This is a genomic window from Kitasatospora sp. NPDC004745 (assembly GCF_042873275.1).
Lineage (GTDB): Bacteria > Actinomycetota > Actinomycetes > Streptomycetales > Streptomycetaceae > Kitasatospora.
The window spans coordinates 640,818-664,698 of record NZ_JBIALK010000002.1 but is presented as its reverse complement, the minus strand read 5'-3'; the positions used below and the strand labels follow the sequence as shown (position 1 = coordinate 664,698).

The following is a 23,881-nucleotide window of genomic DNA, read 5'->3' as shown; positions in this document are numbered from 1 at the left end:
CTGGTGCATCGAGTATGCACCAGAGGCGCACCCGGATTGCTCTGGTTCGCGCCAACTGCTGCTTGTTTCCTGGGTGGTGCGGCAAACAGGCCGCGACGAAGACGCGTGAAGGCGCATAGGCGCCGATACGTCGACTTGGAGTACAACGGCTATGAGTCCGCTAAACACCCCAATGGTGCCGATGTCGGGTGAGTGGGACGTCGAGGCAGATCTCGCGTCGGTTCCCGCGACGCGCCGGAACGTCGCCCGCCTCGTTCGCTCATGGGAAGTCCCCATAGCGGATGACGCCGTGCGCGACGTGGAACTGTGCGCGGCCGAACTGCTCGCCAACGCTCTTGAACATGCAGCCGGGCCCTGCCGAGTGACGGTCCGGTGGACCGGTGTGCGTCTGCGGGTCGAGGTGATGGATGCGGACCCGGGCCTGCCACAGAGGAGCGCGCCCGACGACATGGCCACCGCCGGCCGTGGCCTCCTCCTGGTGGAAGCGCTGGCTCACTCCTGGGGCTGGTACCCGGTGGAGACGGGCAAGGTCGTGTGGTTCGAGGTGGCACCCGACCGGATCGTGACGGGAGACGCGCGGCTCGCCGTACTCGTCTCCGCGGTTCAGGTCCGGGCGCAGCAGCAGGCCCGGGCCGGCGAGAGCCGGCTGAGGACGGAGACCGTTCGGTGACCGAGCCTTCCACGCCCACTCGGTACGTAGTCCGCTTGATCGACTCCCGGAGTCCGCACTTTGTCCTGCTGGACTGCTGGGGGATCTATGACCGGGCCCGACACGAGTACGTGCGCGTTCCAGGCTCCTCGGACCGGATCAGGCGCTTCTACACCGTGTCGGCCGCCGAGGCTCACCTGCGAGTCCTACGTGCCGCTGCCGAGTCTCAGATGGTCTGAGGGTGTCGACCGTTCAACCGGACCGGCTGATCTCCCTGCCGAAGCAGCCCCAGGAACCCACCGGCAAAGGAGCCGTACCATGCACGACCTGATCGCGAGCCCGTTTCTGAACAGCTTCGTCGTGTTGCGACCAGGCCGCCTGGAGGGCATCGCGCTGCCCGAACGGCGCTTCCGGGAACTGGCGCAGTCCCACGGATCCGGGCTCGCCGTTCCACTCTGGCTCACGGACGCCGCCCGCAGCCGGTGGGGGATCGACGTCGCCCCTCGGCCGGTCAGTCATGCCGTGCACATCCGCGACGCCCCGGTGTACGGCCATAGCCGGGCGAGCTGGGAGATCAATCTCGGCTGTGACCTGGACTGCGAACACTGCTACCTCGGGGAGAAGCGGTTTGCCGGCCTGGACGCCGAAGGCAAGCAGCGGCTGCTCCTGATCCTGCGGGACGCAGGGGTGTTGTGGCTGCAGATCACGGGAGGCGAGGCGCTGATCGACCCCCACTTCGCGGCCTCCTGCCGGCTCGCGCACGACCTCGGAATGATGGTCGAGGTTTTGACGAACGGCACTCGGCTGACGAGCCCCACCATCCTGGAATCGCTCACCACCAGCAGGCCGTACCGGGTCACGGTGTCGCTCTACGGAGCGACCGCGGAGACGTACGACTCCTTCACCCGCCGCCGGGGCGCCTTCAGAAGGGTCACCCGCGGGCTGGCCGCTGGGGTCGAGGCCGGCCTTCCCCTACGGCTGGCGTTGATCGTCACCGCGCAGAACGCACACGAGAACGACCGAATGCGCGGTATGGCCGACGAACTGGGCATTCCATACAAGGAGTACACCCACATGTCGCCGACGATCTACGGCGGCGCGGAGTCGCTTGCGTCCCAGTCACCCGCCCACCTGAAGGCCCTCGAACGCTTCACGGGCTGCAACGCGGGACACACCTTCCTGCACGTCGATCCGCACGGACGGGCATCGATGTGCAAGGTCGGCCGGGACGAGCAGATCGACCTCATGGCCGAAGGCGTCGAAGGTCTCGTCCGGCTCGGCGCAATCGCCGACCGCCTCATGCTTCGCACCGGTGGCTGTTCCGGCTGTCGTCTCTCCGGACTCTGTTCGGTCTGCCGACCGCTGGCCAAGCGCTATCAGGAGGCGAAGGCACCACTGAACACCTACTGCCAACACGAACAGAAGGGAGACTCGGGATGACCGCTGTCATGGTCGAGCTGACCGCCACCCGACGTGAGGACGACGAGGCGCTGGCATTCATCGACGACATGGAGGACTTCAGTGCTGACGCCCTCCCCGGGTGCAGCGACGACAACCCGTACCGGTAGGGCGCGAGCTCCGGAGGCCGACGGCTGTGGTGCCGTCGGCCTCCGGGCCGACTCTGGGAGCCTGGGTACCGTGACCACCATCCGCATGCACTGGGCAGATCTACCCGAAGCCGTACACCGGGCCGTCGCCGCCCGCCTCGGAACGCCCATCCTTGCTTCGGAGACGGTCTCGGCAGGTTTCAACTCCGAGATCGCCGCCACGCTCACCACCGCCGACAGCACCGTCTTCGTCAAGGGGATGCGGCTGAGTCACCCACGCGTGTGGACCCAACGGCGTGAGACGGAGATCAACCCGTACGTGGTGGGCCTCGCCCCCTCGCTGCTGTGGCACCTGGACGTCGACGGCTGGAGCCTCGTCGCGTTCGAGCACGTCGAGGCCCGCCACGCCGACTACCGCCAGGCCGGGGAGCTGGAGTTGCTGGTCGGGGCTCTCAGCCGGCTCGGCCGCACCCCGTGCCCGCCGATCGAGCTGCGCCGCGCCGAGCAGCGGTGGGCCGCCTACGTGGACGACCCCGGGATGCCGGCCCGGTTCGCCGGGGGTTCCCTGCTGCACACCGACCTGAACAACGAGAACGTCCTGGTTCGAGGCGGCCGCGCTCTCCTGGTCGACTGGGCGTGGGCCACACGGGGGGCACCCTGGATCGACCCAGCCCTCTGGGTGATCTGGTTGATCGCCGCAGGCGGCCACAGCCCGGCCGCGGCAGAGACCTGGGCGGCAAGGGTTCCGACGTGGAAGAGCGGCGATCCGACCGTGGTGGACGCCTTCGCACGGGCTCAGGCGCGCATGTGGACCGACATCGCCGGAGATGACCCGGACCCGTGGACCGCTGGGCTGAACCGGGCCGCCCAGCGGTGGGCGCGGTTCCGGAGTGCTCGGTGACGGTTCGGACCTGAGCACCCACACGATCAAGCTCCCGGTCTGGCATCGTGAGCAGGATCTGAGGGTGGCCGAGCAGTACGTCCGCGCGGCCGTCGAGATCAGCGACCATCACGAGGAGCTGCCGTGACCGTCGCCTCCCCCGAGTTCGTGGCCGGCCTGGCGGCCGACGCCGAAGCCGCTGGGATCACCGGCTTCGTCGCCGCCGCCGTGATCGACCGCGACGGCCGCATCCTGCTCGTCCGTCGCAACCCGGACGACTACAGGGGCGGCCTGTGGGAGATCCCGTCCGGTACGGTCGAGACCGGGGAAACCATCGTGGATGCCCTCCGCCGGGAGACCGCCGAGGAGACCGGCCTGACCGTCGACCAGGTCACCGGCTACATCGGTCACTTCGACTACGCCGACAGCCGCGGCGGCAGGACCCGCCAGTTCACCTTCGCCGTCACGGTGGAGAAGTACGAACCCGTCGTCCTCACCGAACACGACGCCCACCAGTGGGCCCTCCCGGGTGAGCTGCCCGCGGTGAGTGACGCGGTCCGCAAGCTGATCGCACCCTGAGCTACGGAACGAGCCAATCGGGCCGGAACGCGTGCACGAGGTCCTGGCAACCGCCGAAGTGCCGCCCCACGGCGGGCCGTGGGGCGGCACCCGGGGTGGGCCTCCTCTCCCCTGTGGAGGAGGCCCACGCTCCGGTCACCAGCCGCCGGTGCCGATCTCGGTGCGGGAGCTCAGGCCGCTGCCGGTGCCCTTGTACAGGTAGAGCTTGCCGGTCTGGCCCGGGTCGGAGTCGACGGCCGCGAGGTCGCCGATGCCGTCACCGGTGAAGTCCGCACCCGCGTAGTCGGATATCCCGTTCCAGCCGCCGGTGCCGATCTCCACCCGGTCCCCCAGGCCACGCCCCGTGCCCGGGTACAGCCAGAGCTTGCCGGTGGACTTCTCGGTGGCGACGATGTCGTCCTTGCCGTCCCTGTTCATGTCCCCCGGACTGACGATCTTGTTCATCCCGTTCCAGCCGCCGGACCCGATCTCCACCCGCTTGCCGAGGGCGCCGCCGAGGCCGGGGTACAGCCACAGCTTCCCGGTGGAGTTCTCGCTCGCCACGACGTCGGCCACGCCGTCGCCGTTGAAGTCGCCCACGGCGGTGTTGTTCATCCCGTTCCAGCCACCGCTGCCGAGCTCGATCCGGCCTTCGACGCCGTGGCCGTTGCCCGGGTACAGCCAGAGCTTGCCGGTGGACTTCTCGGTGGCGACGATGTCGTCCCCGCCGTCGCCGTTGAGGTCGCCCACGGCCAGGTTGCTCATGCCGTTCCAGCCGCCGGAGCCGATCATCACCCGGCTCCCCAGTGCCCCCGTGCCGGTGCCCGGGTAGGCGAACAGCTTGCCGGTGGACACCTCGACGGCCACCAGGTCCTTCTTGCCGTTCCCGTTGAAGTCACCCGCCGTCAGGTTGGTCATCCCCGGGTCGGAGGGCCCGTCCTCGCGGATGGACTTGTTGCGGACCGGAACGTAGGTGCCGTAGCCGGGGTAGTAGGGGTAGGGGATCTCGCGGTAGTGGACGCCGCTGCCGGTGAACTCGTAGCCCATGTAGTGGCTGGAGTCGGTCCACTTCTCGAACAGCACGACGTGGCCGTTGGCGCCGCTGTTGTCGTTGAGCAGCGCGTCACCGGCCTTGAGGTCGCCCTTGCCGATCTGCTCGGTGACGCCGCGCGGGCCGAAGGTGTCGGTGGTCAGCGAGTCGTCGAGCTTCCAGGCCATCGAGACGTAGCCGGAGCAGTCGGTGCGGTACCCGTTGTGCGAGCCGGTCCAGTGTAGTCGAGGCCGATGCCGACCCAGGTCTTGGCGCGCCGGATGGCCTCGCTGCGGGTGACGGCCAGGGCCAGGACGGACGCGGCCGCCGACGAGGCCCCGGCGGCGGGCGCCTGGGCGGCCCCGACCGGCTGGCCCGCGCCACCGTACTCGCCGCCCGCGACGGCGGTGACGGCGGGATCGGCGGGATCGGCGGCGAACGCGGTGCCGCCCTGGACGACCAGGCCGAGGGAGAGCGAGCCGGCCAGCCCGAGGGCGACGGCGGACGTGCGGAGATAGGCCTTGCGGGACATGGATGCTCCTGGAAGTGGCATGCGGAGGACCGGCGCGGCGCGCAGGCGCCCGGATCACCGGAAGAAGGAACGCCGGGGTGAGTCCGGCGGGAAGGAACGCCGGAGCGGCTCCGGCAGGATGCGGACGGCCGTCAGCCGGCGACGGTGACGCGCCAGGCCCGGAAGGCCGGGGAGCGCGAGAGCGCGGCGGAACAGAGGGCCAGCGAGTGGGCGGGGGCGCGGTCGCCACTTCCGCCGCTGGTGAAGACGACGAGGTCGATGGAGTCCTGACGGGCTCTCGACTGGACGTGCTCCAGGCCGGCGCCGGGATCGGCGTGGGCCCAGAGCACGTCCTTCAGGACGTGGGCGTCGGCGTCGCTGGCCGGTCGCCGGTCGGGGCTGGTGAGCGTCAGGCGGACGATGTGCATCGGGTCGGGTTCGAGCGGCCGTCGCCGGCGGCGGCGGTCACTTCTTGTTGTCCCAGCTGATGCTGCCCGGGTCGCCCAGGCCGGGCTTGCCCTGGCCGCCCGAGCCCGCCCCACCCGTGCCGGGGTCGCTCGCCGCGGACACGCCGGCTGCGGACACGCCCGCCACGGTGTCCGGTGCGGCGGCGACGGCGGTGACGGCCGGCAGGGCGAGCGTGGCCACGACTGCCGCGGCCGCGAGGACGCCGGGAACGCGAGCGGAGATCCGCATGGAGAACAACCCCCTGGTTGCTGGTCGGTCGGTTCGTCGGGACGGACGGCTCTGGCCCCCGTCGTCCCACCCGGCCCGGGGCTCGGCGCCCCTGCGGCTCGGTGATCCATATCCTGCAGGCCCGACCGGCGCGCCGGAAGGCCTTTCCCGCGACAGCATCAGGCCTGGCAGCATCGCGCCACGACCGGCGCCCCCGGTCCGGCAGCCCCGGCCCGGCAGCCCCTGCCGCCCCACCGATGCACCGTCAGATCTCCTTGCACACATATGAGTGAACTGTGAGAATCGCGCAGACGGCCTTGACACCACCTGGCCGCGCGCATCGGCGAATCCGGGGGGAATCGTGCTCGAAGTGCTGGGACTGGACCCGGCGGCGGAGGCCGTCTACGCGGCCCTGCTGGTCGAGCCCGGGTGCGGGGTCGCCGACCTCTGCCGCCGCCTGCGGCTCTCGGAGACGGCCGCGCGGGAGGCCCTCGACCGGCTCGCGGACCTGACGCTGCTGCGCCCCTCCCAGGAGGTCGACGGCGCGCTGCGCCCGGTCAGCCCGGCGGTCGGCCTGGAGGCCGTCATCCGCCGCCAGGAGGACGACCTCGCCCGCCGCCAGCAGGAGTTGGCCGCCAGCAAGGCCGCCGTGGCCCGGGCCGTCGCCGCCTACGCCGACCTGATGCCCAACACCACCTCGGAGGCGACCGAGCGGCTGGTCGGGATGGACGCGATCCAGGCCAGGCTCGAGACGCTGGCGCGCGGCCTGCGGGAGGAGTTCCTCGCCGCCATCTCGGGCGGGGCGCAGTCCCAGGCCAGCATGGACGCCGCCCGTCCGCTCGACCGGGACGCGCTGGAGCGTGGGGTCGCCATGCGGACGCTGTACCAGGACAGCGTCCGCAACGACCAGGCCACCCACGCGTACGCCCAGTGGCTGACCGGGCTGGGCGGCCAGGTGCGGACGGCTCCCCTGCTGCCGCCGCGGCTGCTGGTCTTCGACCGGCACACCGCCGTCGTCCCGATCGACCCGACCCGGACGAGGCTGGGGGCGCTCTGCACCAGCGAGCCCGGGCTGGTCGCCTCGCTGGTCGCCCTGTTCGAGCAGGCCTGGTCCACGGCCGTGCCGCTCGGCGCCGACCAGCCCACCCATCACGACACCGGCCTCACCCCGGCCGAACGCGACCTGCTCCGGCTGCTCGGGACGGGTCTGACGGACGAGGGCGCCGGCAAGCGGCTCGGCATCTCGGTGCGCACCGTGCGCCGCCAGATGTCCGCCCTGATGGAGCGGCTCGACGCCGCCAGCCGCTTCGAGGCCGGGCTGAAGGCGGCGCAGCGGGGCTGGCTGTAGTCGCCCGCGGGGGCCCCGCCCCGCCCGAGCCGCCGAATCCGCGAGGTCAGCCGTGTCCCGGCTGCGGATGTCAGTGGTCGGGTGCAGACTCGCAGGTGGCCGGGAAGGGGGCGTGTGCGCGTCCTCGGGGGGCCGTTCCGGTCACTTCTCCGTCGAAGGGGCACCACCTCATGCTCACCACCGACTTTCCCGCCGGCGCACCCTGCTGGATCGACCTCGGCAGCCCGGACGTGGCGGCCACCGCCGAGTTCTACGGCAAGGTGTTCGGCTGGACGTTCGAGTCCGCCGGTCCGGAGACGGGCGGTTACGGGTTCCTCCAGCTGAACGGCAGGACGGTCGCGGCGGTCGGCCCGCTGCAGGACCAGGGCGCCAGGTCCGCGTGGACGACGTACTTCCACACCTCGGACGCGGACGCCACCGTGAAGGCCGTCGAGCAGGCCGGCGGCACGGTGCGGGTGCCGGCGATGGACGTGATGACGGCCGGTCGGATGGCGCAGCTGACGGACCCGCAGGGCGCCGAGTTCGCGGTCTGGCAGCCGGGTGACGTCCGCGGCCTGGACGTGGTGTCGGAGGACGCCACGCTGGTCTGGTCGGAGCTGCACAGCGCCGACCCGGAGGCCGGCTTCGGCTTCTACCGGGCGCTGTTCGGCTGGCGGGTGGAGAACTTCGAGCCGTCGCCGGGCATGAACTACCGGGTGCTCTCCACGGCCGACGGCGACCAGCAGGCCACCAGCTTCGGCGGCATCGCGCCGGTCATGTCCGCGGAGCAGCCGTCCGCGTGGACGCCGTACTTCGCCGCGGACGACGTGGACGCGGTGATCGCGAGGGCGACGGCGGCCGGCGGCTCGGTGATGATGCCGGCCGAGGACGTGCCGAACGTGGGCCGTCTCGCCTGGCTGGCGGACCCGAACGGCGCCCCGTTCGCGCTGATCAAGGGTGAGCCCCGGCAGTCCTGAGCCCCGGCAGTCCTGAGCCCGGCAGGACCCCGGAGCCCCGCCCCCACCCCGACGCCCGCCGACGACCGCACACACCGAGGGCCCGCCGCACCGGCACCACACCGGCACGACGGGCCCTCGGGCCTGCCTCAGCGCACCGGGTGCCCGGCCTCGCGCAGCGCGTTCTTGACCTCGCCGATCCGCAGGTCGCCGAAGTGGAAGACGCTGGCGGCGAGCACCGCGTCGGCGCCCGCCTCGACGGCCGGCGCGAAGTCGGCGAGCCGGCCGGCGCCACCGGAGGCGATGACGGGCACCGAGACGGCCTTGCGGACGGCCCGGATCATCTCCAGGTCGTAGCCGTCCTTGGTGCCGTCGGCGTCCATGGAGTTCAGCAGGATCTCGCCGGCGCCGAGCTCGGCGGCGCGGCCGGCCCATTCGACGGCGTCGAGGCCGGTGCCGCGGCGGCCGCCGTGGGTGGTGACCTCGTAGCCGGAGGCGGTCTCGGTGCCGGGCGGGCAGCGCCGGGCGTCGACGGAGAGCACCAGGACCTGCCGGCCGAAGCGCTGGGCGATCTCGCGGACGAGCTCCGGACGGGCGATGGCGGCGGTGTTGACGCCGACCTTGTCCGCGCCGGCCCGCAGCAGCTTGTCGACGTCCTCGACGGCACGGATGCCGCCGCCGACGGTGAGCGGGATGAAGACCTGCTCGGCGGTGCGGCGGACCACGTCGTAGGTGGTCTCCCGGTCCCCGGAGGAGGCGGTGATGTCGAGGAAGGTCAACTCGTCGGCGCCCTCGGCGTCGTAGAGCTTGGCCATCTCCACCGGGTCACCGGCGTCGCGCAGGTTCTGGAAGTTGACGCCCTTGACCACCCGCCCGGCGTCGACGTCCAGGCAGGGGATGACACGTACGGCGAGGGTCACGGCTGTTTGCCTTCCAGGGTCTTTGCCAGCCCGGTGCGGTGGGCGTCGAGCTCGACCTCGACCATCATCCGGGAGTCGATCAGGCCCTCGACCACCACCATGGTGGCCACCGGGCGGGCGGCGTCGAAGAGTTCGCGGTGGGCGCGGCCCACCTCGTCGGCGTCGCGGACGTGGGTGATGTACATCCGGGTGCGGACCACGTCGTCCGCCGTCAGACCGTACGCGGCGAGGGCCTGCAGCCCGACGCCGAACGCGGCGAGGGTCTGCCGGTACGGGTCGCCCTCGTGCTCGATCCGGCCGTCCACCCAGGCGGTGGTGCCGGCCACGTGCACGTAATCCCCGGCGGCGACGGCCCGCGAGTAGCCGAAGGCGTCCTCCCAGGGGGAGCATCCGGCGACCCTGCCGCGTACGATCCGACGTTCCGTCATCCTGAAACCGCCTCCAGGGCCTCTTCGAGGGTGAACTTCTGCTCGTAGAGTGCCTTGCCCACGATGGCGCCCTCGACACCCTCGCCGACCAGGCCGGCGATGGCGCGCAGGTCGTCCAGGGAGGAGACGCCGCCGGAGGCGACGACCGGGCGGTCGGTGGCGGCGCAGACGTCGCGCAGCAGCTGCAGGTTGGGGCCGGTCAGGGTGCCGTCCCGGTTGACGTCGGTGACGACGTAGCGGGCGCAGCCCTCCTGGTCGAGCCGGGCGAGGACGTCGAAGAGCTCGCCGCCGTCGCGGGTCCAGCCGCGGCCGCGCAGGGTGGTGCCGACGACGTCCAGGCCGACGGCGATCTTGTCGCCGTGCTCGGCGATGGCCTTGGCGACCCACTCGGGGGCCTCCAGGGCGGCGGTGCCGAGGTTGACGCGGGTGCAGCCGGTGGCGAGCGCGTTGGCGAGCGACTCGTCGTCGCGGATGCCGCCGGACAGCTCGACCTTGATGTCGAGACGGCCGGTGACCTCCTTCAGCAGCGCGTAGTTGGTGCCGGTGCCGAAGGCGGCGTCGAGGTCCACCAGGTGCAGCCACTCGGCGCCGGCGTTCTGCCAGGCGAGGGCGGCGGCCAGCGGCTCGCCGAAGGAGGTCTCGGTGCCGGAGGCGCCCTTGACCAGGCGGACGGCCTGGCCGTCGCGGACGTCGACGGCGGGAAGCAGTTCGAGGCTCATTGTCAGGACTCTTCTGTCGTCAGAGGGTCGTCAGAGGGTGTCGACCCAGTTGGTCAGGAGGGCGGCGCCGGCGTCGCCGGACTTCTCGGGGTGGAACTGGGTGGCCCAGAGCGGGCCGTTCTCGACGGCCGCGACGAACGGCTGTCCGTGCGTGGCCCAGGTGACGAGCGGGGCGTTGATCCGCTCGCTGTGGATCTCCAGCTCCCAGTGCCGCACCCCGTAGGAGTGGACGAAGTAGAAGCGGGTCTGCGGGTCCAGGCCGGCGAACATCCGGCTGCCGGCGGGCGCGTCCACGGTGTTCCAGCCCATGTGCGGGACGACGGGGGCGTCCAGCGGCTCGACGGTGCCGGGCCACTCGTCGCAGCCGGCGGTCTCGACGCCGTGTTCGACGCCCCGCTCGAAGAGGATCTGCATGCCGACGCAGATGCCCATGACGGGGCGGCCCCCGGCGAGGCGGCGCCCGACGATCCAGTCGCCGCGGACGGACTTCAGGCCGCGCATGCAGGCCTCGAAGGCGCCGACGCCGGGGACGAGCAGGCCGTCCGCGTTCATCGCGGCGTCGTAGTCGGAGGTGACGGTGACGTCCGCTCCGGTCCGTTCGAGCGCGCGCTGCGCCGAGCGGAGGTTGCCCGATCCGTAGTCGAGGACGACGACGTTCTTGCCCATGTTCAGGTGTCCAGTCTCTCTGCGTGTCCGGAGGGCGGCGTGCCTACAGGCGCATGGCGCCGGCGGCCAGGCACATCACCGAGCCGAGCGCGAGCACCAGGATGACGCCCTTGGGCAGCTTCTGCTTCCAGAACGAGATCACGCCGCCGGCCAGGAAGAGGCCGACGAACAGGAGGGCGACGGCGGTCTTGCTCACAGGGCCCCCTTGGTGGACGGGAGGATGCCGGCCGCGCGCACGTCGCGCTCGGAGGCGTAGCGCAGGGCCCGGGCCAGGGCCTTGAACTGGCACTCCACGATGTGGTGGGCGTTGCGCCCGTACGGGACGTGGACGTGCAGGGCTATCTGCGCCTGGGCGACGAAGGACTCCAGGATGTGGCGGGTCATCGTGGTGTCGTAGCTGCCGATCATCGGCGCCATGTTCTCGGGCTCGGTGTGCACCAGGTAGGGCCGGCCGGACAGGTCGACGGTGACCTGGGCGAGCGACTCGTCCAGCGGCACCGTGCAGTTGCCGAAGCGGTAGATGCCGACCTTGTCGCCGAGGGCCTGCTTGAAGGCGGCACCGAGCGCGAGGGCGGTGTCCTCGATGGTGTGGTGGGTGTCGATGTGCAGGTCGCCGTCGGTCTTGACGGTGAGGTCGAACAGACCGTGGCGGCCGAGCTGGTCGAGCATGTGGTCGTAGAACCCGACGCCCGTCGAGATGTCGGTCCTTCCGGTGCCGTCGAGATCGATCTCGACCAGGACCGAGGTCTCCTTCGTGGTGCGCTCAACGCGTCCGATGCGGGACATTCGGGGTTACAGCTCCTGACTGGCTGCGCGCGCGGAGCGCGCACGATCAAGGGTGGGGGCGGGAGACTGGACGGCCTTGGCGACGGCCTCCAGGAAGGCGTCGTTCTCGGCCGGGGTGCCGGCGGTGACGCGCAGCCACCCGGGAACGCCGTTGTCGCGGACCAGGACGCCCTGGTCGAGGATGGCCTGCCAGACCGCGTGGGTGTCGGCGAAGCGGCCGAACTGGACGAAGTTGGCGTCCGAGTCGGTGACCTCCAGGCCGAGGCCGCGCAGCGCGTCCACCAGCCGGTCGCGTTCGGCCTTGAGCCGGCCGACGTAGCCGAGCAGGGTGTCGGTGTGCTCCAGGCAGGCCAGCGCGGTGGCCTGGGTGACGGCCGACAGGTGGTAGGGCAGGCGGACCAGCTGGACGGCGTCCACCACCGCGGCGTCGGCGGCCAGGTAGCCCAGGCGCAGCCCGGCCGCGCCGAAGGCCTTGGACATGGTGCGGGTGACGACCAGGTTGGGGCGGCCCTCGATCAGAGGCAGCAGCGAGGCCCGGTGCGAGAACTCGACGTACGCCTCGTCGACGACGACCAGGCTGGGCCGGGCGGCCTGCGCGGCCTCGTAGAGCCGCAGCACGGTGTCGGCGGCGACGGCGGTGCCGGTCGGGTTGTTCGGCGAGCAGACGAAGACCACGTTGGGCCGGTGCTCGGCGATCGCGGCGACGGCGGCGTCCACGTCGATGGTGAAGTCGTCGTTGCGCGGGCCGGAGGTCCAGGCGGTGCCGGTGCCCCGGGAGATCAGCGCGTGCATCGAGTAGGAGGGCTCGAAGCCGAGTGCGCTGCGGCCGGGGCCGCCGAAGGTCTGCAGCAGCTGCTGGAGCACCTCGTTGGAGCCGTTGGCGGCCCAGACCTGCTCGCGGGCGACGGTGAACCCGGTGGTGCGGCCGAGGTAGGCGGCGAGCCCTTCGCGCAGTTCGACCGCGTCCCGGTCGGGGTAGCGGTTGAGGTCGCGGGCGGCCTCGGCGACGCGCTCGGCGATCCGGGCGACCAGCTCCTCGGGCAGCCGGTACGGGTTCTCGTTGGTGTTCAGCTGGACGGGCACGTCGAGCTGCGGTGCGCCGTACGGGGACTGTCCGCGCAGTTCGTCGCGGATGGGGAGGTCGTCGATGGCGGTCACGAGCCGGGTACCGTCCAATCGAAGCGGGCCTTGATGGCGTCGCCGTGACCGGGCAGGTCCTCGGCGTCGGCGAGGTTGACGACGTGCGCGGCGACGTCCGCGAGCGCGTCCCGGTCGTACTCGACGACCTGGACGCCGCGCAGGAAGGTCTGGACGGACAGGCCGGCCGAGTGGCAGGCGCAGCCGCCGGTGGGCAGCACGTGGTTGGAGCCGGCCGCGTAGTCGCCCAGCGAGACCGGGGTCCAGCGGCCGATGAAGACGGCGCCGGCGTTGACGACCCGGTCGGCGACCGCGTGCGGGTCCCGGGTCTGGATCTCCAGGTGCTCGGCCGCGTAGGCGTTGACGACGGCGAGGCCCTGGTCCAGGTCGTCGACCAGGATGATGCCGGACTGCTTGCCGCCGAGCGCCTCGGCGACCCGCTCGGCGTGCTTGGTCCGGGCGACCTGCTCGGCCAGCTCGGCCTCGACCGCGTCGGCCAGCGCCACCGAGTCGGTGACCAGCACCGAGCCGGAGGTCGGGCCGTGCTCGGCCTGGCTGATCAGGTCGGCGGCCACGTCGGAGGCCAGCGCGCTGTCGTCGGCGAGGACGGCGATCTCGGTCGGGCCGGCCTCCGAGTCGATGCCGATCCGGCCGGCGAAGAGGCGCTTGGCGGCGGCCACGTAGATGTTGCCGGGGCCGGTGACCATGGTGACGGGGGCGCACTCCTCGGTGCCCAGCGCGAACATCGCGACGGCCTGGGCGCCGCCGACCGCGTAGACCTCGTCCACGCCGAGCAGCGCGCAGGCCGCCAGGATCGTCGGGTGCACCCGGCCGCCGAACTCGCGCTGCGGCGGGGAGGTGACGGCGATGGCGCGCACGCCGGCCTCCTGGGCCGGGACGACGTTCATCACCACGGAGGACGGGTAGACCGCCAGGCCGCCCGGCACGTACAGGCCGACCCGCTCCACCGGCACCCACCGCTGGGTGACGGTGCCGCCGGGCACCACCTGCGTGGTGTGCCCGGTGCGGCGCTGGTCGGCGTGCACGGTGCGGGCCCGGCGGATGGACTCCTCCAGGGCGGCCCGCACCTTCGGGTCCAGCGTCTCCAGGGCCTCGGCCAGCTGCCCGGCCGGGACGCGGGTGGACTCCAGCCGGACGCCGTCGAAGCGTTCGGTGATCTCGATGACGGCCGCGACCCCGCGATGGCGTACGTCCTCGGCGATCGGTCGCACCTTCTCCAGGGCGGCCGCGACGTCGAACTCGGCACGGGGCAGCAGGTCACGCGGGTCGTCCAGCGAGCCGCGGAGGTCGATTCGAGAGATCACGCCACCCAGTGTAAGGAGTGGCCGGAATCGCTGGTCCCGTATTTCAGTCCGTGATACGAAAGGCGAGACGACCGGGGGGACGGGGGAAACCATGGCGGAGCACGCTCCGGAGGGCTGGACCGACACCGAGCAGGAGCTCTGGGAGGCCTTCCGCCAGGGTGACGTGTACGACCGGCGGTGCGGGGTCCACGCCACCGACGACCCCTTCGGCGACGCCGTCTGGGGCGCCGGGCGCACCGTCCGGGCCGAGGTCCTCGCCCACCTGCTGCTGGCCGGCCCGGCCGCCGCGCCGGGCCGGGTGTCCTCGCTGCGGATGACGGGCGTGCGGGTGACCGGGGCGCTCAACCTGGCGGGCGGCGCCATCCGCCAGTACGTCGAGCTGCGCGAGTGCCGCTTCGAGCAGAAGATCCTGATCTCCGAGGCGGAGGCCAGCACCCTGCGCTTCGTCGACTGCCTGGCCCCGCGGATGGAGGCCTCCCGGCTGGCCACCACCGGGGACCTCCACCTGGCCCGGTGCCGAATACGCGAGGGCGTCCGGCTGACGGACGCCAGGATCGGCACCGACCTGCTGCTCAACCAGACGTGGCTCGGCTGCGACCGCTTCGGCCGCGCGCTCTCCGCCGACGGCATGACCGTCCACCAGGACTTCGAGGCCGACCGGATCGAGGTCCACGGCGAGCTGAGCCTGCGCACCGCCCGGATCGGCGGCCGGCTCTCGCTGCGCGGCGCCCAGCTGCACGCCGTCCCGGACAACCGCATCTGCCTCAACGCCGTCCGCATCACCGTCGGCCACACCTGCTACCTGACCAGCTCCCTCGACGGCGGCTGGTTCGGCTCCCGCAGCTACTACGGCTCCGGCTACGGGCAGACGCCGCCGCCCGACGCACCGGGCCTGCCGTTCCGCGCCCACGGCCAGGTCCGGCTCTCCGACGCCCGCTTCGACGGCGCCTGCCTGATCTCCGGGGAATTCCACCTGGAGGGTGACGACGAGCTGTCGCTGCGCCGCATCCACACCCCCGAGTTGCGGTTCACCTGCCGGATGCGCCCCACCGGCACCGTCTCGCTCTCCCGGGCCCGGGTCGGCAACCTGGTCGACGACCCGGACGCCTGGCCGCTCGGCCGGCACCTCGGCCTCAACGGTTTCGTCTACGAGAACCTGCGCCCGGCCGCGCCCTTCACCGTCCAGCAGCGGATCGCCTGGCTGGAGGGGTCCACCACCGAGTTCCAGCCGGAGTCCTACGAGCAGCTCGCCGCCGCGCTGCGCCGCGACGGCGCCGACGACGACGCCCGCGAGGTGCTCTACGCCAAGCAGCGCCGCCGCCGCCGGACCCTGCCGCTGCCGGCCCGGATCTGGGGCCTGGTCCAGGACGTCGGCGTCGGCTACGGTTACCGGCCCGGCCGGGCGGGCCTGTGGCTGCTGCTCGCCTGGGCGCTCGGCAGCGTCTGGTTCGCCACCCACCGGTTGGCCCCGCTGAAGGCCGACGAGAGCCCGCACTGGAACCCGGTGCTGTACACGCTGAGCCAGCTGGTCCCCGTCGTCGACCTCGGCCAGCAGGGCTGGAACCCGGGCGGCCTCAGCCAGTACGTCTCGGCGGGGCTGGTCATCGTGGGCTGGTTGCTGGCCACCACGGTCGTCGCCGGCGCCTCGCGGATGCTCCAGCGGGGATAGCGGGTGCTCGGGCGGGGGTGGCGGACGCTCCGGCGGGGGGGTGGCGGACGCTCCGGCGGGGCCGACCGCGGGGCGCCGGGGGCGTGCGGGGAACTACGCTGTCCGCCGTGACAGAACGGCTGCCGCTCTTCCCGCTGAACAACGTGCTCTACCCGGGCCTCGTGCTGCCCCTGAACGTCTTCGAGGAGCGCTACCGCCGTCTCGTCGCCGACCTGCTCGAACTCCCGGCCGACACCCCGCGCCGCTTCGGCGTGCTCGCCATCAAGGACGGCCGGGAGGTCGCCCCGGTCCGCCCGGGGGACGGCCCGGCGGGGCCGCTGGACGGCCTGGGCACCGTCACCGGGGATCCGCTGGAAGCGGTCTTCCCCGTCGGCTGCGTCGCCGACGTCGCCTCCGTCCAGGAGCAGCCGGACGGCCGGTACGAGCTGCTGGTCACCGGCACGACCCGGTTCCGGCTCCGCTCGGTGGACGTCTCCGGCCCGTACCTGACCGGCGAGGCCGAGCTGGTCGAGGAGGCCCCCGGCGAGGGCTCCGGCGCGCTCGCGGCCGAGGTGGAGCGGGCCTTCCGGGTCTACCAGAAGCGCCTCGCCGGCGCCCGCGAGGCGAGCACCGTCGGCCGCCAGGAGCTCCCCGACGACCCGCAGGTGCTGTCCTACCTGGTCGCCGCGGCCTCGGTGTTCGAGACCCCGGTCAAGCAGCAGCTGCTGGCCTGCCCGGACACCGCCCAGCGGCTGCGCGCCGAACTCGACCTGCTGCGCCGGGAGACCTCGGTGCTCAGCTGGCTGCCGTCGCTGCCCGCGGTCGACCTCACCCGCCAGTCCTTCAGCCCCAACTAGCACAGCCCCGACGACCCAGGGATCCCGTGATGGCGAGGAAAGCGAAGAAGGGCGGGCAGGGAACGCCCGCGACCGTGGCCCTGGAGGGCGCCGCGGTCCCGTTCACCGTGCACGCCTACGAGCACGACCCGGCCGCAGCCTCCTACGGCGGCGAGGCCGCCGAGGCGCTGGGCGTGACCGCCGAGCGGGTCTTCAAGACCCTGGTCGCCGACGTGGACGGCGTGCTCACCGTCGGCGTGGTCCCGGTGGCCGGGCAGCTCGACCTCAAGGCCCTGGCCGCCGCCGTCGGCGGCAAGCGCGCCGCGATGGCCGATCCGGCGGCCGCCGAGCGCAGCAGCGGCTACGTCCGCGGCGGCATCTCCCCGCTGGGCCAGCGCCGCCCGCTGCGCACCGTGGTCGACGACAGCGCCCTCGCCCACCCGACCGTCTACGTCTCGGCGGGCCGCCGCGGTCTGGAGGTCGAGCTCGCCCCCGCCGACCTGGTGGCACTGACGGGGGCCGCCACCGCCGCGATCGCCCGCTGAGCCCGGCGGGAACCCCCCACCGGGCCGCCGCGGCCCGGCGTCGACGCAAGCCCTACGCCCGGTCCTCCGGCCCCGTGGTGCCGCCGCCCGGGAAACCGCCCGCCGGCCCCTGCGGCTGCCCGTACGGCTGTCCCTGCGGCTGCCCGGGGTACGGCTCCGGGTGCTGCCCCTGCGGCTGCTGTCCGTGCGGGGCCGGCCCGGCCCAGTACGGCGGCGGGTCCTCCTCCCGCTTCCCGAAGGCCGCCGAGAGCGCCAGCAGCACCACCATGGCCGCCATCGGCCAGGCCAGCAGCGCCCCCATCGCCCCCAGGTCGATGCCCGCGTCGAAGTGTCCGCCGTTGCCGACCCGGCGGGCCTCGCCGATCAGGTTGTCGCTGGGCCCGAGCCACCGCCCCAGCCGCCAGGCGCCGACGGAGCCGAGCAGCCCGCCGATCACGAGCCCGAGGGTGACCCCGATGCCGCCGCCGCGCCGCCGGGTGACGAGGAAGGCCCCGAGCGCGGTGAGGATGCCGGCGCCGAGCCCGGCGAGCACGAAGACGGCGTCGGCGCCGGCCCGCTGCTCGCCCTCCGGGTCGGCGTAGAGGATCCGGTCACCGTCCACGACCAGCGGCACCTTGGGCGCCAGCCAGGCCCACACGCCGGCCATGACCAGCCCGACCAGGATGCAGACGAGCACGGTGCCCGCGCCGATCCGCAGTTCCGGCAGCAGCCGTTCCATGAGCCGGGGCCCCGCGGGGGGCTCCGCGGCCGGTCCGGCCGGGGGCTCCTGGGTCCCGGCGTCCGGGGCCGGCGGCGCGAACGGGTCGGGGGTGGCGCCCGGCACCGCGTCCACGTCGGCGCGGGTGGGATCCGGAGGTGTGTTCGGTACGGTCACGGGCCCCATCGTTTCACGACGGCTGCTCCGGCGGGCCCTGCACCCGCTCCCCCGGGGCCGGGGAGGGCCGGGCGGGGCGGCCGGTGCCCGGCGGTGTTCAGCGGGCGACGGCGCGCCGGTAGGCCCAGGTGGCGACCGCCAGGGAGACCACGCCGACGCCCGCGCAGACCGCCAGGTCGCCCGCGACCAGCGCCCAGTCGGGGTCCGGGGTGAAGGTCCGGGCGAAGGCCTCGACGCCGTACGTGGACGGCAGCAGGTCGCGCAGCCACAGCACCGGCTGCGGCAGGTGGTCGACGGGCAGCACGCCGAGCAGCAGCGCCGCCGACATGCCGAGCTGCCCGAGCATGGTGGCGATCTCCTGCCGGGGCGCGAGCAGCCCGCAGGCGGCGCCGAGCCCGGACAGGGCGGCCCCGGCGAGCGGGACGACGGCGAGCAGCACCCAGATCTGCCCGAGCGGCAGCCCGAACATCACCGCGCCGACGACGGCGGTGGCGACGGTCCCGGGCAGCGTGAAGGAGGCGTAGGCGGCGGCCGCGCCGAGGACCACGGAGGCGGCGGGCACCGGCAGGGTGGCGTAGTGGTCGAGGCCGCCGGTGGCCCGCAGCCGGCCGAAGTACTGGGCGAGCAGGTTGAGCGCGACGAAGGCGACGACGAGCACGCTGGAGCCGGCCACCACGGACCGCGCCTCGGAGGTCTGCCCGGCGTCCACCACGCCGCGCATCATCACCAGGATGCCGACGGACTGGAAGGTGGCGACGAACAGCAGCGGGATCCGCGCGACCTTGGCCCGGGCGAGCTGGGCCCGGTAGACGGCGGCGAGGGCGGGCAGCAGGCGGGCCGCCGGGGCGAGCGGGGCGGGGGTGCCGTCCGCGGCGGGGGCGGCGGCCTGGGGCGGCACGGAGAGCAGGGTCACTTGGCCAGTCCTCCGTGGCGGCCGCCGAGCTCGAGGTAGGCGTCCTCGAGGCTCGGGGTGGCGAGGGTGAAGTCGTCGAGGGCGGCGAAGGCCGGGCCGGTGGTGACGGCGGCGACCAGTTCGCGGGCCTGTTCGGGGGTGGTGCGGATGGTCCAGCGGCGGCCCGCGCGTTCGGCCCGGCCGGCGAGTTCGGCGACGGCGGGGACGGCGAGCGGCGCCTCGTCCCGCCAGACCAGGTCGAGCCGGACGTGCCCGTCGACGAGGGCCTTGAGGCCGCCGGGGGTGTCGCAGGCGATGATCCGTCCGTCGTCGACGACGGCGACCCGGTCGAGCACGGTCTCCGCCTCGATGACGTTGTGGGTGACGAGCAGCACGGTCGCACCGCGTTCGCCGCGGCGCCGGTCGACGGCGCTCCAGACGGCCCGCCGGGCGACGGGGTCCATGCCGGTGGTGGGTTCGTCGAGGACGAGCAGCGGCCGGTCGCCGACGAGGGCGGCGGCGAAGCAGGCGAGCCGGCGCTGGCCGCCGGAGAGCTTGGCGAGCGGGCGCCGGGCGATCGGTTCGAGGCCGAGTTCGGTGAGCACGTCGGCGGCCTCGGCGCGGGCCCGGGTCCGGGTAAGGCCGCGCAGGCGCCCGGTGGTCTCGGCGGCGAGGGCGACGGTCAGCTCGTCGAGGGCGCTGGACTCCTGGCCGAGGTAGCCGAGCAGCCGGGCGGCCCGTTCGGGGTGGCGGACGACGTCGTGGCCGAGGAGTTCGATGCTGCCGGAGTCGGGGCGCAGCAGTCCGGTGAGCTGCCGGACGAGGGTGGACTTGCCGGCGCCGTTGGGCCCGAGCAGTCCGAAGATCTCGCCCTGCCGGACGGTGAGGCTGATCCCGTCGTTGGCCCGGATCTCGGTGGCGGCGTCGCCGCGGCCGGTGCGGTAGGTCCTGACCAGGTCGCGCACGGCGACGCACGGCGGGGTGTCGTGGGGTGCTCGCCCGGCCGTCTCGTTCACGACCGGAGACTCTACGCGCTCACACGGGCGAACCGGACAAGGGGGCCGGATCACCACGGCCCCGGAAGGGCCCCGGGAGCCGGGTCCGGCTGCCGCGGGAACCTCCCCGGACCCGGCGGGTACGCGCAGGAGGGCCCGCCGGACGGACCTGCCGGGGCTCCCTGGACGCTCCCTAGTCGTCCACGACCATCGATCCGCCGGGGACCCGGGCGGCGAGCTCCTTCCAGAACCCGGCCCGGATGGCGTAGCGGTCGTGTTCGTCGATCTGGTCGTCCTTGTGCGCGAGCAGGCCGAAGCGGGCGGCGTAGCGGAGCAGTTCGCCGTCCACCCGGTGCGGGATGCGCGGGTAGTCGGGCCACAGCACGGTGAGCCGTTCGACGTCGCCGAGGCGGTCGCTCCAGCGGCGGGCGAAGACCTGGCCGACTTCGTGGGCGTCGCCCCCGATGGTGGTGATGTCCTCCTCGCGGTCGGCCCAGCGCTGTTCGGAGGTGGTGAGCTGGGCGAGGGTGGGGAGGCTGTCGCCGGCGGTGACGGCGGGTTCCGGGGTGGGCCGGTCGACCCACCCGCGGTCGGAGGACCAGCGCAGGACGGGCCCGGTCGGCCCGTGCGCGTGCCCGTTGGCGTGCCCGTTGGCCGGGCCGTTGGCCACCGCGGGCGCGTGCCCGTTGGCCGGGCCGTGGGCGGCCGGGTGCCCGAGCGGGCCGTGCCCGTTGACGGCGTGGGCGCCGGGGGTGGCGGCGACGCGCCCGGCGAGGTCCTTGGGGGTGGGGACGACCTTGAGCGCCGCGGGGGGCTGGGGCCGCCCGTCGGCGGCCGGGGCTCCGGCGGGGGTGCCGGCCGGGCCGGCGGTGGCGGAGGCCGGGGCGGCGGGGGCCACCGCTGCGGGCACCCCGGCGGGCAGCGGGGCCGGCAGGGGCGCGGCGGCGGGCGGGGCGGCGAGGATCTTGGCGATCTCCTGCCGGGCACCGGGCGCGGGGAAGACGGTGGCACTCTCGCGGAGGCTGAAGGAGCCCTCGATCCACTCCCGGTCGAGGACGCGCCGTTCGTCGGCCTCGCCGACCAGGTCCTCGGACTGGTTGAAGTCGCCGTCGGCGGCCTGCAGGGCCCACAGGTGGACGACCACGCCGTGTTCCTTGGCGGACATCATGCCGGGCAGCAGGTCGCCGTCGCCGGTGATCAGCACGACGTCGGCGCAGGCCCGGTTGCGGGCGAGTTCGGAGAGTTCGGCGTGCATGGCGGCGTCGACGCCCTTCTGCACCCAGCGGCCCTCGGCCCGGGTGAGGGCGCCGAGCCGGACGGTGACCCGGGGCAGGACGCGCAGCCGGCGGTGTTCGGGCATCGGGCGGCGGTCGGGGGCGGCGTCGAACCAGTAGATCCGCAGCAGCGGCAGCCCGGTCTCGGCTTCGGCGCGTTCGCGCAGCGCGGTGATCAGCGCGGTGTGGTCGACGGTGACCCGGGAGCGGGACGGGTCGCCGGCGAGCAGGCTGGCCGCGGCACCCAGCAGGTATCCCGCGTCCACCAGGACGACACAGCGGTCCATCGCACACCTCTTTCCGCTCGCCCTCGGGGTCAGGCCGGGTGGGCGCGGTCCGCCCGGGGTGCGGGCGCGGGGTGAGGGGCCCCCGATGGCCGCCCGATCGTTGGGTCACCTTTTCCCCCCGGTCGGCGCGCCGAACCTCGGAGGATGTCGCGGTACCGCAACAGCCGCCGACGGAAACGCGAGGGCGGGCCCCGTTCAACGACGGGGCCCGCCCGAGGTCACTCCGCGGGGCGAGGCCGGGCCCGGCACGCCGGCCGGTGCGCGGCCCGGTGCGGGCCCGGCACCCGGGCCCGGCGCCCGGGTTTCGGCGGCGGGGTCAGGCCTTGAGCTCGGCGGCGACCAGCTCGGCGATCTGGACGGCGTTGAGGGCCGCGCCCTTGCGCAGGTTGTCGTTGGACAGGAACAGCGAGAGGCCGTGGTCGACGGTCTCGTCGGCCCGGATGCGACCGACGTAGCTCGGGTCCTTGCCGGCGGCCTGGAGCGGGGTGGGGATCTCGGAGAGCTCGACGCCGGGGGCGCCGGTGAGCAGCTCGACGGCGCGCTCGGGGCTGATCGGGCGCTCGAAGCGGGCGTTGATCTGCAGCGAGTGGCCGGAGAAGACGGGGACGCGCACGCAGGTGCCGGCGACCTTGAGGTCCGGGATGCCGAGGATCTTGCGGCTCTCGTGGCGGAGCTTCTGCTCCTCGTCGGTCTCGTTGGAGCCGTCCTCGACGATGGAGCCGGCCAGTGGCACCACGTTGAAGGCGATCGGGCGCCGGTAGACCTTGGGCTCGGGGAACTCGACCGCGCTGCCGTCGTGGGCGAGGGCGGCGGCGCCGTCGACGACCTTGGCGGCCTGGTCCTGCAGCTCGGCGACACCGGCCACGCCGCTGCCGGAGACGGCCTGGTAGGTGGAGACGACGAGCGCGGCGAGGCCGGCCTCCTCGTGCAGCGGGCGCAGCACGGGCATGGCGGCCATGGTGGTGCAGTTCGGGTTGGCGATGATGCCCTTGGGGCGGTCGGCGACGGCCTGCGGGTTGACCTCGGAGACGACCAGCGGGACGTCGGGGTCGCGGCGCCAGGCGGAGGAGTTGTCGATGACGACGGCGCCGGAGGCGGCGACCTTGGGGGCGAGGGCCTTGGAGGTGGCGCCGCCGGCGGAGAAGATCACGATGTCCAGGCCGGTGTAGTCGGCCGTGGCGGCGTCCTCGACGGTGACCTCGGTGCCCTGCCACGGCAGGGTGCGTCCGGCCGAGCGGGCCGAGGCGAACAGCCGCAGCTGCTCCACCGGGCCGATTCCGCCCGGGCGCCCCGCGCGCTCCGCAAGGATCTCGCGGACCACGCCGCCGACCTGGCCGGTGGCTCCGACAATGCCGATCTTCATTCCGACTACTCCTCTGGATGGTGCTGTTCACAGCCGCACTCCGCCCATCATGCCTTGTCATGCGGGTGGGGCCACCTGGTATTCCACGGTGTGAGAGGGGACGGTCCGACCGATCAGTGGTCCAGACGACTGACCAGTGCCAGCGCCGTGTCCACCTCCGCCCGCCCGGCCGGCAGCAGCGGCAGCCGGACGTCCGGGGTGGGGATCCGGCCCTGGGCGTGCAGCACGCCCTTGGTCACCGCCGGGTTGGGTGCGGCGAAGGCCGCCAGCGCCAGCCCGGTGAGCCGGTGCCCGAGCTCCCGGGCCCGGGCGGCGTCCCCGGCCCGCCAGGCGGCCGCCAGCTCGACGAACCGGGCGGTGGCCAGGTGGGCCGAGGCGAGGATGCCGCCCGCCGCGCCGAGCGCCAGCAGCGGCGAGAGGAAGGCGTCCTCCCCCGTCAGCACGGCGAAGCCGTCCGGGGCGGCGGCGAGCAGCTGCACGGCCGCCTCGTCCAGCCCGCCGGTCGCGTACTTGACCCCGACCACGCCGTCGATCGCCGCGATCTCCAGCAGGGCCGCGCCGGACAGCTGCTGCCCGGTGCGGTACGGGATGTGGTAGACGACCAGCGGCAGCGGGCTGCCCGCGGCCAGCGCGCGGAAGTGCGCGACGGTGCCGGCCTCGCCGGCCCGCACGAAGCCGGGGACGGTGACCAGCGCGGCCGCCGCCTGCGGCACCCGCTCGCGGATGGCGGCCACCGCCTCGGCGGTGGCACGGGTGTCGCCGCCGTGCGCGCCGACGGTCAGCGTCGCCCCGTGCGCGGCGCAGGCGGCCGCGGCCACGTCGATCACCGCCCAGCGCTCCTCCTCGGTCAGCGCGGCGGGCTCGCCGGTGGTGCCGAGGGCGACGAGGCCGGCCGCGCCGGCGGTCAGCAGCTCGTCCGCGAGTGCGGCCAGCGCGTCCAGCGCGACCGAGCCGTCCGCGGCGAAGGGCGTGATCAGGGGGACGTGGATGCCGGTGAGTTCCATGGTCACGATCCTGCGGCCGGCCGATCGCCCGGGTCCAGTTCACGTTCGT

At 73.6% G+C, this 23,881-nt stretch carries 29 protein-coding genes; 11 read left to right on the top strand and 18 right to left on the bottom strand.

Annotated features, from left to right (window positions below; all coding sequences use genetic code 11):
- The first annotated feature begins 151 nt into the window (after positions 1–151).
- The 6 genes from ACFYUY_RS06635 (at position 152) to ACFYUY_RS06610 (ending at position 3,655) form a co-directional block, all read left to right on the top strand.
- Positions 152–670 (top strand): ATP-binding protein, encoded by a 519-nt coding sequence (locus ACFYUY_RS06635; protein ID WP_387898506.1) that lies wholly within the window; start codon positions 152–154, stop codon positions 668–670.
- A gap of 297 nt (positions 671–967) precedes the next feature.
- Positions 968–2,089 carry a radical SAM protein gene (locus ACFYUY_RS06630; protein ID WP_387898503.1) on the top strand — a complete coding sequence of 374 codons (1,122 nt, stop codon included), beginning with the start codon at positions 968–970 and terminating at the stop codon, positions 2,087–2,089.
- Positions 2,086–2,217 (top strand): hypothetical protein, encoded by a 132-nt coding sequence (locus ACFYUY_RS06625; RefSeq protein WP_360223309.1) that lies wholly within the window; start codon positions 2,086–2,088, stop codon positions 2,215–2,217. The genes ACFYUY_RS06630 and ACFYUY_RS06625 overlap by 4 nt, the downstream gene beginning before the upstream one ends.
- 70 nt (positions 2,218–2,287) lie before the next feature.
- On the top strand, positions 2,288–3,097 hold the full coding sequence (locus tag ACFYUY_RS06620) for an aminoglycoside phosphotransferase (protein WP_360223306.1): 810 nt from the start codon (positions 2,288–2,290) through the stop codon (positions 3,095–3,097).
- Positions 3,087–3,224 carry a hypothetical protein gene (locus tag ACFYUY_RS06615; RefSeq protein ID WP_387898500.1) on the top strand — a complete coding sequence of 46 codons (138 nt, stop codon included), beginning with the start codon at positions 3,087–3,089 and terminating at the stop codon, positions 3,222–3,224. Before ACFYUY_RS06620 ends, ACFYUY_RS06615 begins: the two co-directional genes overlap by 11 nt.
- Positions 3,221–3,655 carry an NUDIX hydrolase gene (locus ACFYUY_RS06610; protein WP_387898497.1) on the top strand — a complete coding sequence of 145 codons (435 nt, stop codon included), beginning with the start codon at positions 3,221–3,223 and terminating at the stop codon, positions 3,653–3,655. The genes ACFYUY_RS06615 and ACFYUY_RS06610 overlap by 4 nt, the downstream gene beginning before the upstream one ends.
- Positions 3,656–3,790: 135 nt before the next feature.
- Here ACFYUY_RS06610 and ACFYUY_RS06605 read toward each other — a convergent pair whose 3' ends face one another.
- From ACFYUY_RS06605 to ACFYUY_RS06590, 4 genes are all read right to left on the bottom strand, one after another.
- Positions 3,791–4,852: an FG-GAP repeat domain-containing protein gene (locus ACFYUY_RS06605; protein WP_387898496.1), complete on the bottom strand. Its 1,062-nt coding sequence runs from the start codon at positions 4,850–4,852 to the stop codon at positions 3,791–3,793.
- Positions 4,825–5,196 (bottom strand): hypothetical protein, encoded by a 372-nt coding sequence (locus tag ACFYUY_RS06600; RefSeq protein ID WP_387898493.1) that lies wholly within the window; start codon positions 5,194–5,196, stop codon positions 4,825–4,827. Before ACFYUY_RS06600 ends, ACFYUY_RS06605 begins: the two co-directional genes overlap by 28 nt.
- 131 nt (positions 5,197–5,327) lie before the next feature.
- Positions 5,328–5,603, bottom strand: a complete 276-nt coding sequence (locus ACFYUY_RS06595; RefSeq protein ID WP_360207192.1) for a hypothetical protein — start codon at positions 5,601–5,603, stop codon at positions 5,328–5,330.
- A 37-nt stretch (positions 5,604–5,640) separates the two neighbouring features.
- Positions 5,641–5,871 carry a hypothetical protein gene (locus ACFYUY_RS06590; protein ID WP_387898485.1) on the bottom strand — a complete coding sequence of 77 codons (231 nt, stop codon included), beginning with the start codon at positions 5,869–5,871 and terminating at the stop codon, positions 5,641–5,643.
- 340 nt (positions 5,872–6,211) lie between these two features.
- Here ACFYUY_RS06590 and ACFYUY_RS06585 point away from each other — a divergent pair, with 340 nt between their 5' ends.
- Positions 6,212–7,198: a LuxR C-terminal-related transcriptional regulator gene (locus tag ACFYUY_RS06585; protein WP_360207198.1), complete on the top strand. Its 987-nt coding sequence runs from the start codon at positions 6,212–6,214 to the stop codon at positions 7,196–7,198.
- Positions 7,199–7,368: 170 nt separating this feature from the next.
- Entirely contained in the window at positions 7,369–8,154 is a 786-nt protein-coding gene (locus ACFYUY_RS06580; protein ID WP_360207201.1) for a VOC family protein, read from the top strand.
- A gap of 128 nt (positions 8,155–8,282) precedes the next feature.
- On the opposite strand, the gene hisF is transcribed toward ACFYUY_RS06580, so the two are convergent.
- From hisF to hisD, 8 genes are read right to left on the bottom strand one after another with little or no spacing between them, the layout of a single operon-like run.
- Positions 8,283–9,053: an imidazole glycerol phosphate synthase subunit HisF gene (gene hisF, locus ACFYUY_RS06575; protein ID WP_387898482.1), complete on the bottom strand. Its 771-nt coding sequence runs from the start codon at positions 9,051–9,053 to the stop codon at positions 8,283–8,285.
- On the bottom strand, positions 9,050–9,481 hold the full coding sequence (locus tag ACFYUY_RS06570; protein ID WP_360207206.1) for a RidA family protein: 432 nt from the start codon (positions 9,479–9,481) through the stop codon (positions 9,050–9,052). The genes hisF and ACFYUY_RS06570 overlap by 4 nt, the downstream gene beginning before the upstream one ends.
- On the bottom strand, positions 9,478–10,200 hold the full coding sequence (gene priA, locus ACFYUY_RS06565) for a bifunctional 1-(5-phosphoribosyl)-5-((5-phosphoribosylamino)methylideneamino)imidazole-4-carboxamide isomerase/phosphoribosylanthranilate isomerase PriA (RefSeq protein WP_360207208.1): 723 nt from the start codon (positions 10,198–10,200) through the stop codon (positions 9,478–9,480). The genes ACFYUY_RS06570 and priA overlap by 4 nt, the downstream gene beginning before the upstream one ends.
- Positions 10,201–10,230: 30 nt before the next feature.
- The gene (gene hisH, locus ACFYUY_RS06560; RefSeq protein ID WP_360207210.1) at positions 10,231–10,866 is read right to left on the bottom strand and encodes an imidazole glycerol phosphate synthase subunit HisH; all 636 of its coding nucleotides are present in this window, start codon (positions 10,864–10,866) and stop codon (positions 10,231–10,233) included.
- A 43-nt stretch (positions 10,867–10,909) separates the two neighbouring features.
- Positions 10,910–11,062, bottom strand: a complete 153-nt coding sequence (locus ACFYUY_RS06555) for a hypothetical protein (protein WP_360207213.1) — start codon at positions 11,060–11,062, stop codon at positions 10,910–10,912.
- Positions 11,059–11,652: an imidazoleglycerol-phosphate dehydratase HisB gene (gene hisB / locus ACFYUY_RS06550; RefSeq protein WP_360207215.1), complete on the bottom strand. Its 594-nt coding sequence runs from the start codon at positions 11,650–11,652 to the stop codon at positions 11,059–11,061. Before hisB ends, ACFYUY_RS06555 begins: the two co-directional genes overlap by 4 nt.
- 6 nt (positions 11,653–11,658) lie before the next feature.
- Entirely contained in the window at positions 11,659–12,810 is a 1,152-nt protein-coding gene (locus ACFYUY_RS06545; RefSeq protein WP_360207218.1) for a histidinol-phosphate transaminase, read from the bottom strand.
- Positions 12,807–14,114 carry a histidinol dehydrogenase gene (gene hisD / locus ACFYUY_RS06540; RefSeq protein ID WP_360207221.1) on the bottom strand — a complete coding sequence of 436 codons (1,308 nt, stop codon included), beginning with the start codon at positions 14,112–14,114 and terminating at the stop codon, positions 12,807–12,809. The genes ACFYUY_RS06545 and hisD overlap by 4 nt, the downstream gene beginning before the upstream one ends.
- Before the next feature lie 91 nt (positions 14,115–14,205).
- Here hisD and ACFYUY_RS06535 point away from each other — a divergent pair, with 91 nt between their 5' ends.
- From ACFYUY_RS06535 to ybaK, 3 genes are all read left to right on the top strand, one after another.
- Positions 14,206–15,783: an oxidoreductase gene (locus ACFYUY_RS06535; RefSeq protein ID WP_360207224.1), complete on the top strand. Its 1,578-nt coding sequence runs from the start codon at positions 14,206–14,208 to the stop codon at positions 15,781–15,783.
- 107 nt (positions 15,784–15,890) lie between these two features.
- A complete protein-coding gene (locus tag ACFYUY_RS06530; protein WP_360207226.1) occupies positions 15,891–16,619 on the top strand; it encodes an LON peptidase substrate-binding domain-containing protein in 729 nt (242 codons plus the stop codon).
- 29 nt (positions 16,620–16,648) lie between these two features.
- A complete protein-coding gene (gene ybaK / locus ACFYUY_RS06525) occupies positions 16,649–17,143 on the top strand; it encodes a Cys-tRNA(Pro) deacylase (protein WP_360207229.1) in 495 nt (164 codons plus the stop codon).
- 52 nt (positions 17,144–17,195) lie between these two features.
- Here the strand turns inward: ybaK and ACFYUY_RS06520 are convergent, their stop codons facing one another.
- The 6 genes from ACFYUY_RS06520 to ACFYUY_RS06495 form a co-directional block, all read right to left on the bottom strand.
- Positions 17,196–18,017 carry a hypothetical protein gene (locus ACFYUY_RS06520; protein ID WP_387898476.1) on the bottom strand — a complete coding sequence of 274 codons (822 nt, stop codon included), beginning with the start codon at positions 18,015–18,017 and terminating at the stop codon, positions 17,196–17,198.
- Positions 18,018–18,114: 97 nt separating this feature from the next.
- Positions 18,115–18,930 carry an ABC transporter permease gene (locus ACFYUY_RS06515; RefSeq protein ID WP_387898474.1) on the bottom strand — a complete coding sequence of 272 codons (816 nt, stop codon included), beginning with the start codon at positions 18,928–18,930 and terminating at the stop codon, positions 18,115–18,117.
- Entirely contained in the window at positions 18,927–19,925 is a 999-nt protein-coding gene (locus ACFYUY_RS06510; protein WP_387898471.1) for an ABC transporter ATP-binding protein, read from the bottom strand. The genes ACFYUY_RS06515 and ACFYUY_RS06510 overlap by 4 nt, the downstream gene beginning before the upstream one ends.
- A 172-nt stretch (positions 19,926–20,097) precedes the next feature.
- Positions 20,098–21,465 (bottom strand): NYN domain-containing protein, encoded by a 1,368-nt coding sequence (locus ACFYUY_RS06505; protein ID WP_387898468.1) that lies wholly within the window; start codon positions 21,463–21,465, stop codon positions 20,098–20,100.
- A 316-nt stretch (positions 21,466–21,781) separates the two neighbouring features.
- Complete coding sequence (locus tag ACFYUY_RS06500; protein ID WP_360207244.1) at positions 21,782–22,828, bottom strand: aspartate-semialdehyde dehydrogenase; 1,047 nt, start codon at positions 22,826–22,828, stop codon at positions 21,782–21,784.
- A gap of 113 nt (positions 22,829–22,941) precedes the next feature.
- On the bottom strand, positions 22,942–23,832 hold the full coding sequence (locus tag ACFYUY_RS06495) for a dihydrodipicolinate synthase family protein (protein WP_387898464.1): 891 nt from the start codon (positions 23,830–23,832) through the stop codon (positions 22,942–22,944).
- Between the last annotated feature and the right edge of the window lie 49 nt (positions 23,833–23,881).

What these genes read in the sequence shown, in the direction of transcription:
- ACFYUY_RS06635 (WP_387898506.1), top strand. Translation starts at nt 152, where the DNA reads ATGAGTCCGCTAAACACCCCAATGGTGCCGATGTCGGGTGAGTGGGAC.
- ACFYUY_RS06630 (WP_387898503.1), top strand. Translation starts at nt 968, where the DNA reads ATGCACGACCTGATCGCGAGCCCGTTTCTGAACAGCTTCGTCGTGTTG.
- ACFYUY_RS06625 (WP_360223309.1), top strand. Translation starts at nt 2,086, where the DNA reads ATGACCGCTGTCATGGTCGAGCTGACCGCCACCCGACGTGAGGACGAC.
- ACFYUY_RS06605 (WP_387898496.1), bottom strand. Translation starts at nt 4,852, where the DNA reads ATGGCCTGGAAGCTCGACGACTCGCTGACCACCGACACCTTCGGCCCG.
- ACFYUY_RS06600 (WP_387898493.1), bottom strand. Translation starts at nt 5,196, where the DNA reads ATGTCCCGCAAGGCCTATCTCCGCACGTCCGCCGTCGCCCTCGGGCTG.
- ACFYUY_RS06595 (WP_360207192.1), bottom strand. Translation starts at nt 5,603, where the DNA reads ATGCACATCGTCCGCCTGACGCTCACCAGCCCCGACCGGCGACCGGCC.
- ACFYUY_RS06590 (WP_387898485.1), bottom strand. Translation starts at nt 5,871, where the DNA reads ATGCGGATCTCCGCTCGCGTTCCCGGCGTCCTCGCGGCCGCGGCAGTC.
- ACFYUY_RS06580 (WP_360207201.1), top strand. Translation starts at nt 7,369, where the DNA reads ATGCTCACCACCGACTTTCCCGCCGGCGCACCCTGCTGGATCGACCTC.
- ACFYUY_RS06570 (WP_360207206.1), bottom strand. Translation starts at nt 9,481, where the DNA reads ATGACGGAACGTCGGATCGTACGCGGCAGGGTCGCCGGATGCTCCCCC.
- priA (WP_360207208.1), bottom strand. Translation starts at nt 10,200, where the DNA reads ATGAGCCTCGAACTGCTTCCCGCCGTCGACGTCCGCGACGGCCAGGCC.
- hisH (WP_360207210.1), bottom strand. Translation starts at nt 10,866, where the DNA reads ATGGGCAAGAACGTCGTCGTCCTCGACTACGGATCGGGCAACCTCCGC.
- hisB (WP_360207215.1), bottom strand. Translation starts at nt 11,652, where the DNA reads ATGTCCCGCATCGGACGCGTTGAGCGCACCACGAAGGAGACCTCGGTC.
- ACFYUY_RS06535 (WP_360207224.1), top strand. Translation starts at nt 14,206, where the DNA reads ATGGCGGAGCACGCTCCGGAGGGCTGGACCGACACCGAGCAGGAGCTC.
- ybaK (WP_360207229.1), top strand. Translation starts at nt 16,649, where the DNA reads ATGGCGAGGAAAGCGAAGAAGGGCGGGCAGGGAACGCCCGCGACCGTG.
- ACFYUY_RS06505 (WP_387898468.1), bottom strand. Translation starts at nt 21,465, where the DNA reads ATGGACCGCTGTGTCGTCCTGGTGGACGCGGGATACCTGCTGGGTGCC.
- ACFYUY_RS06500 (WP_360207244.1), bottom strand. Translation starts at nt 22,828, where the DNA reads ATGAAGATCGGCATTGTCGGAGCCACCGGCCAGGTCGGCGGCGTGGTC.
- ACFYUY_RS06495 (WP_387898464.1), bottom strand. Translation starts at nt 23,832, where the DNA reads ATGGAACTCACCGGCATCCACGTCCCCCTGATCACGCCCTTCGCCGCG.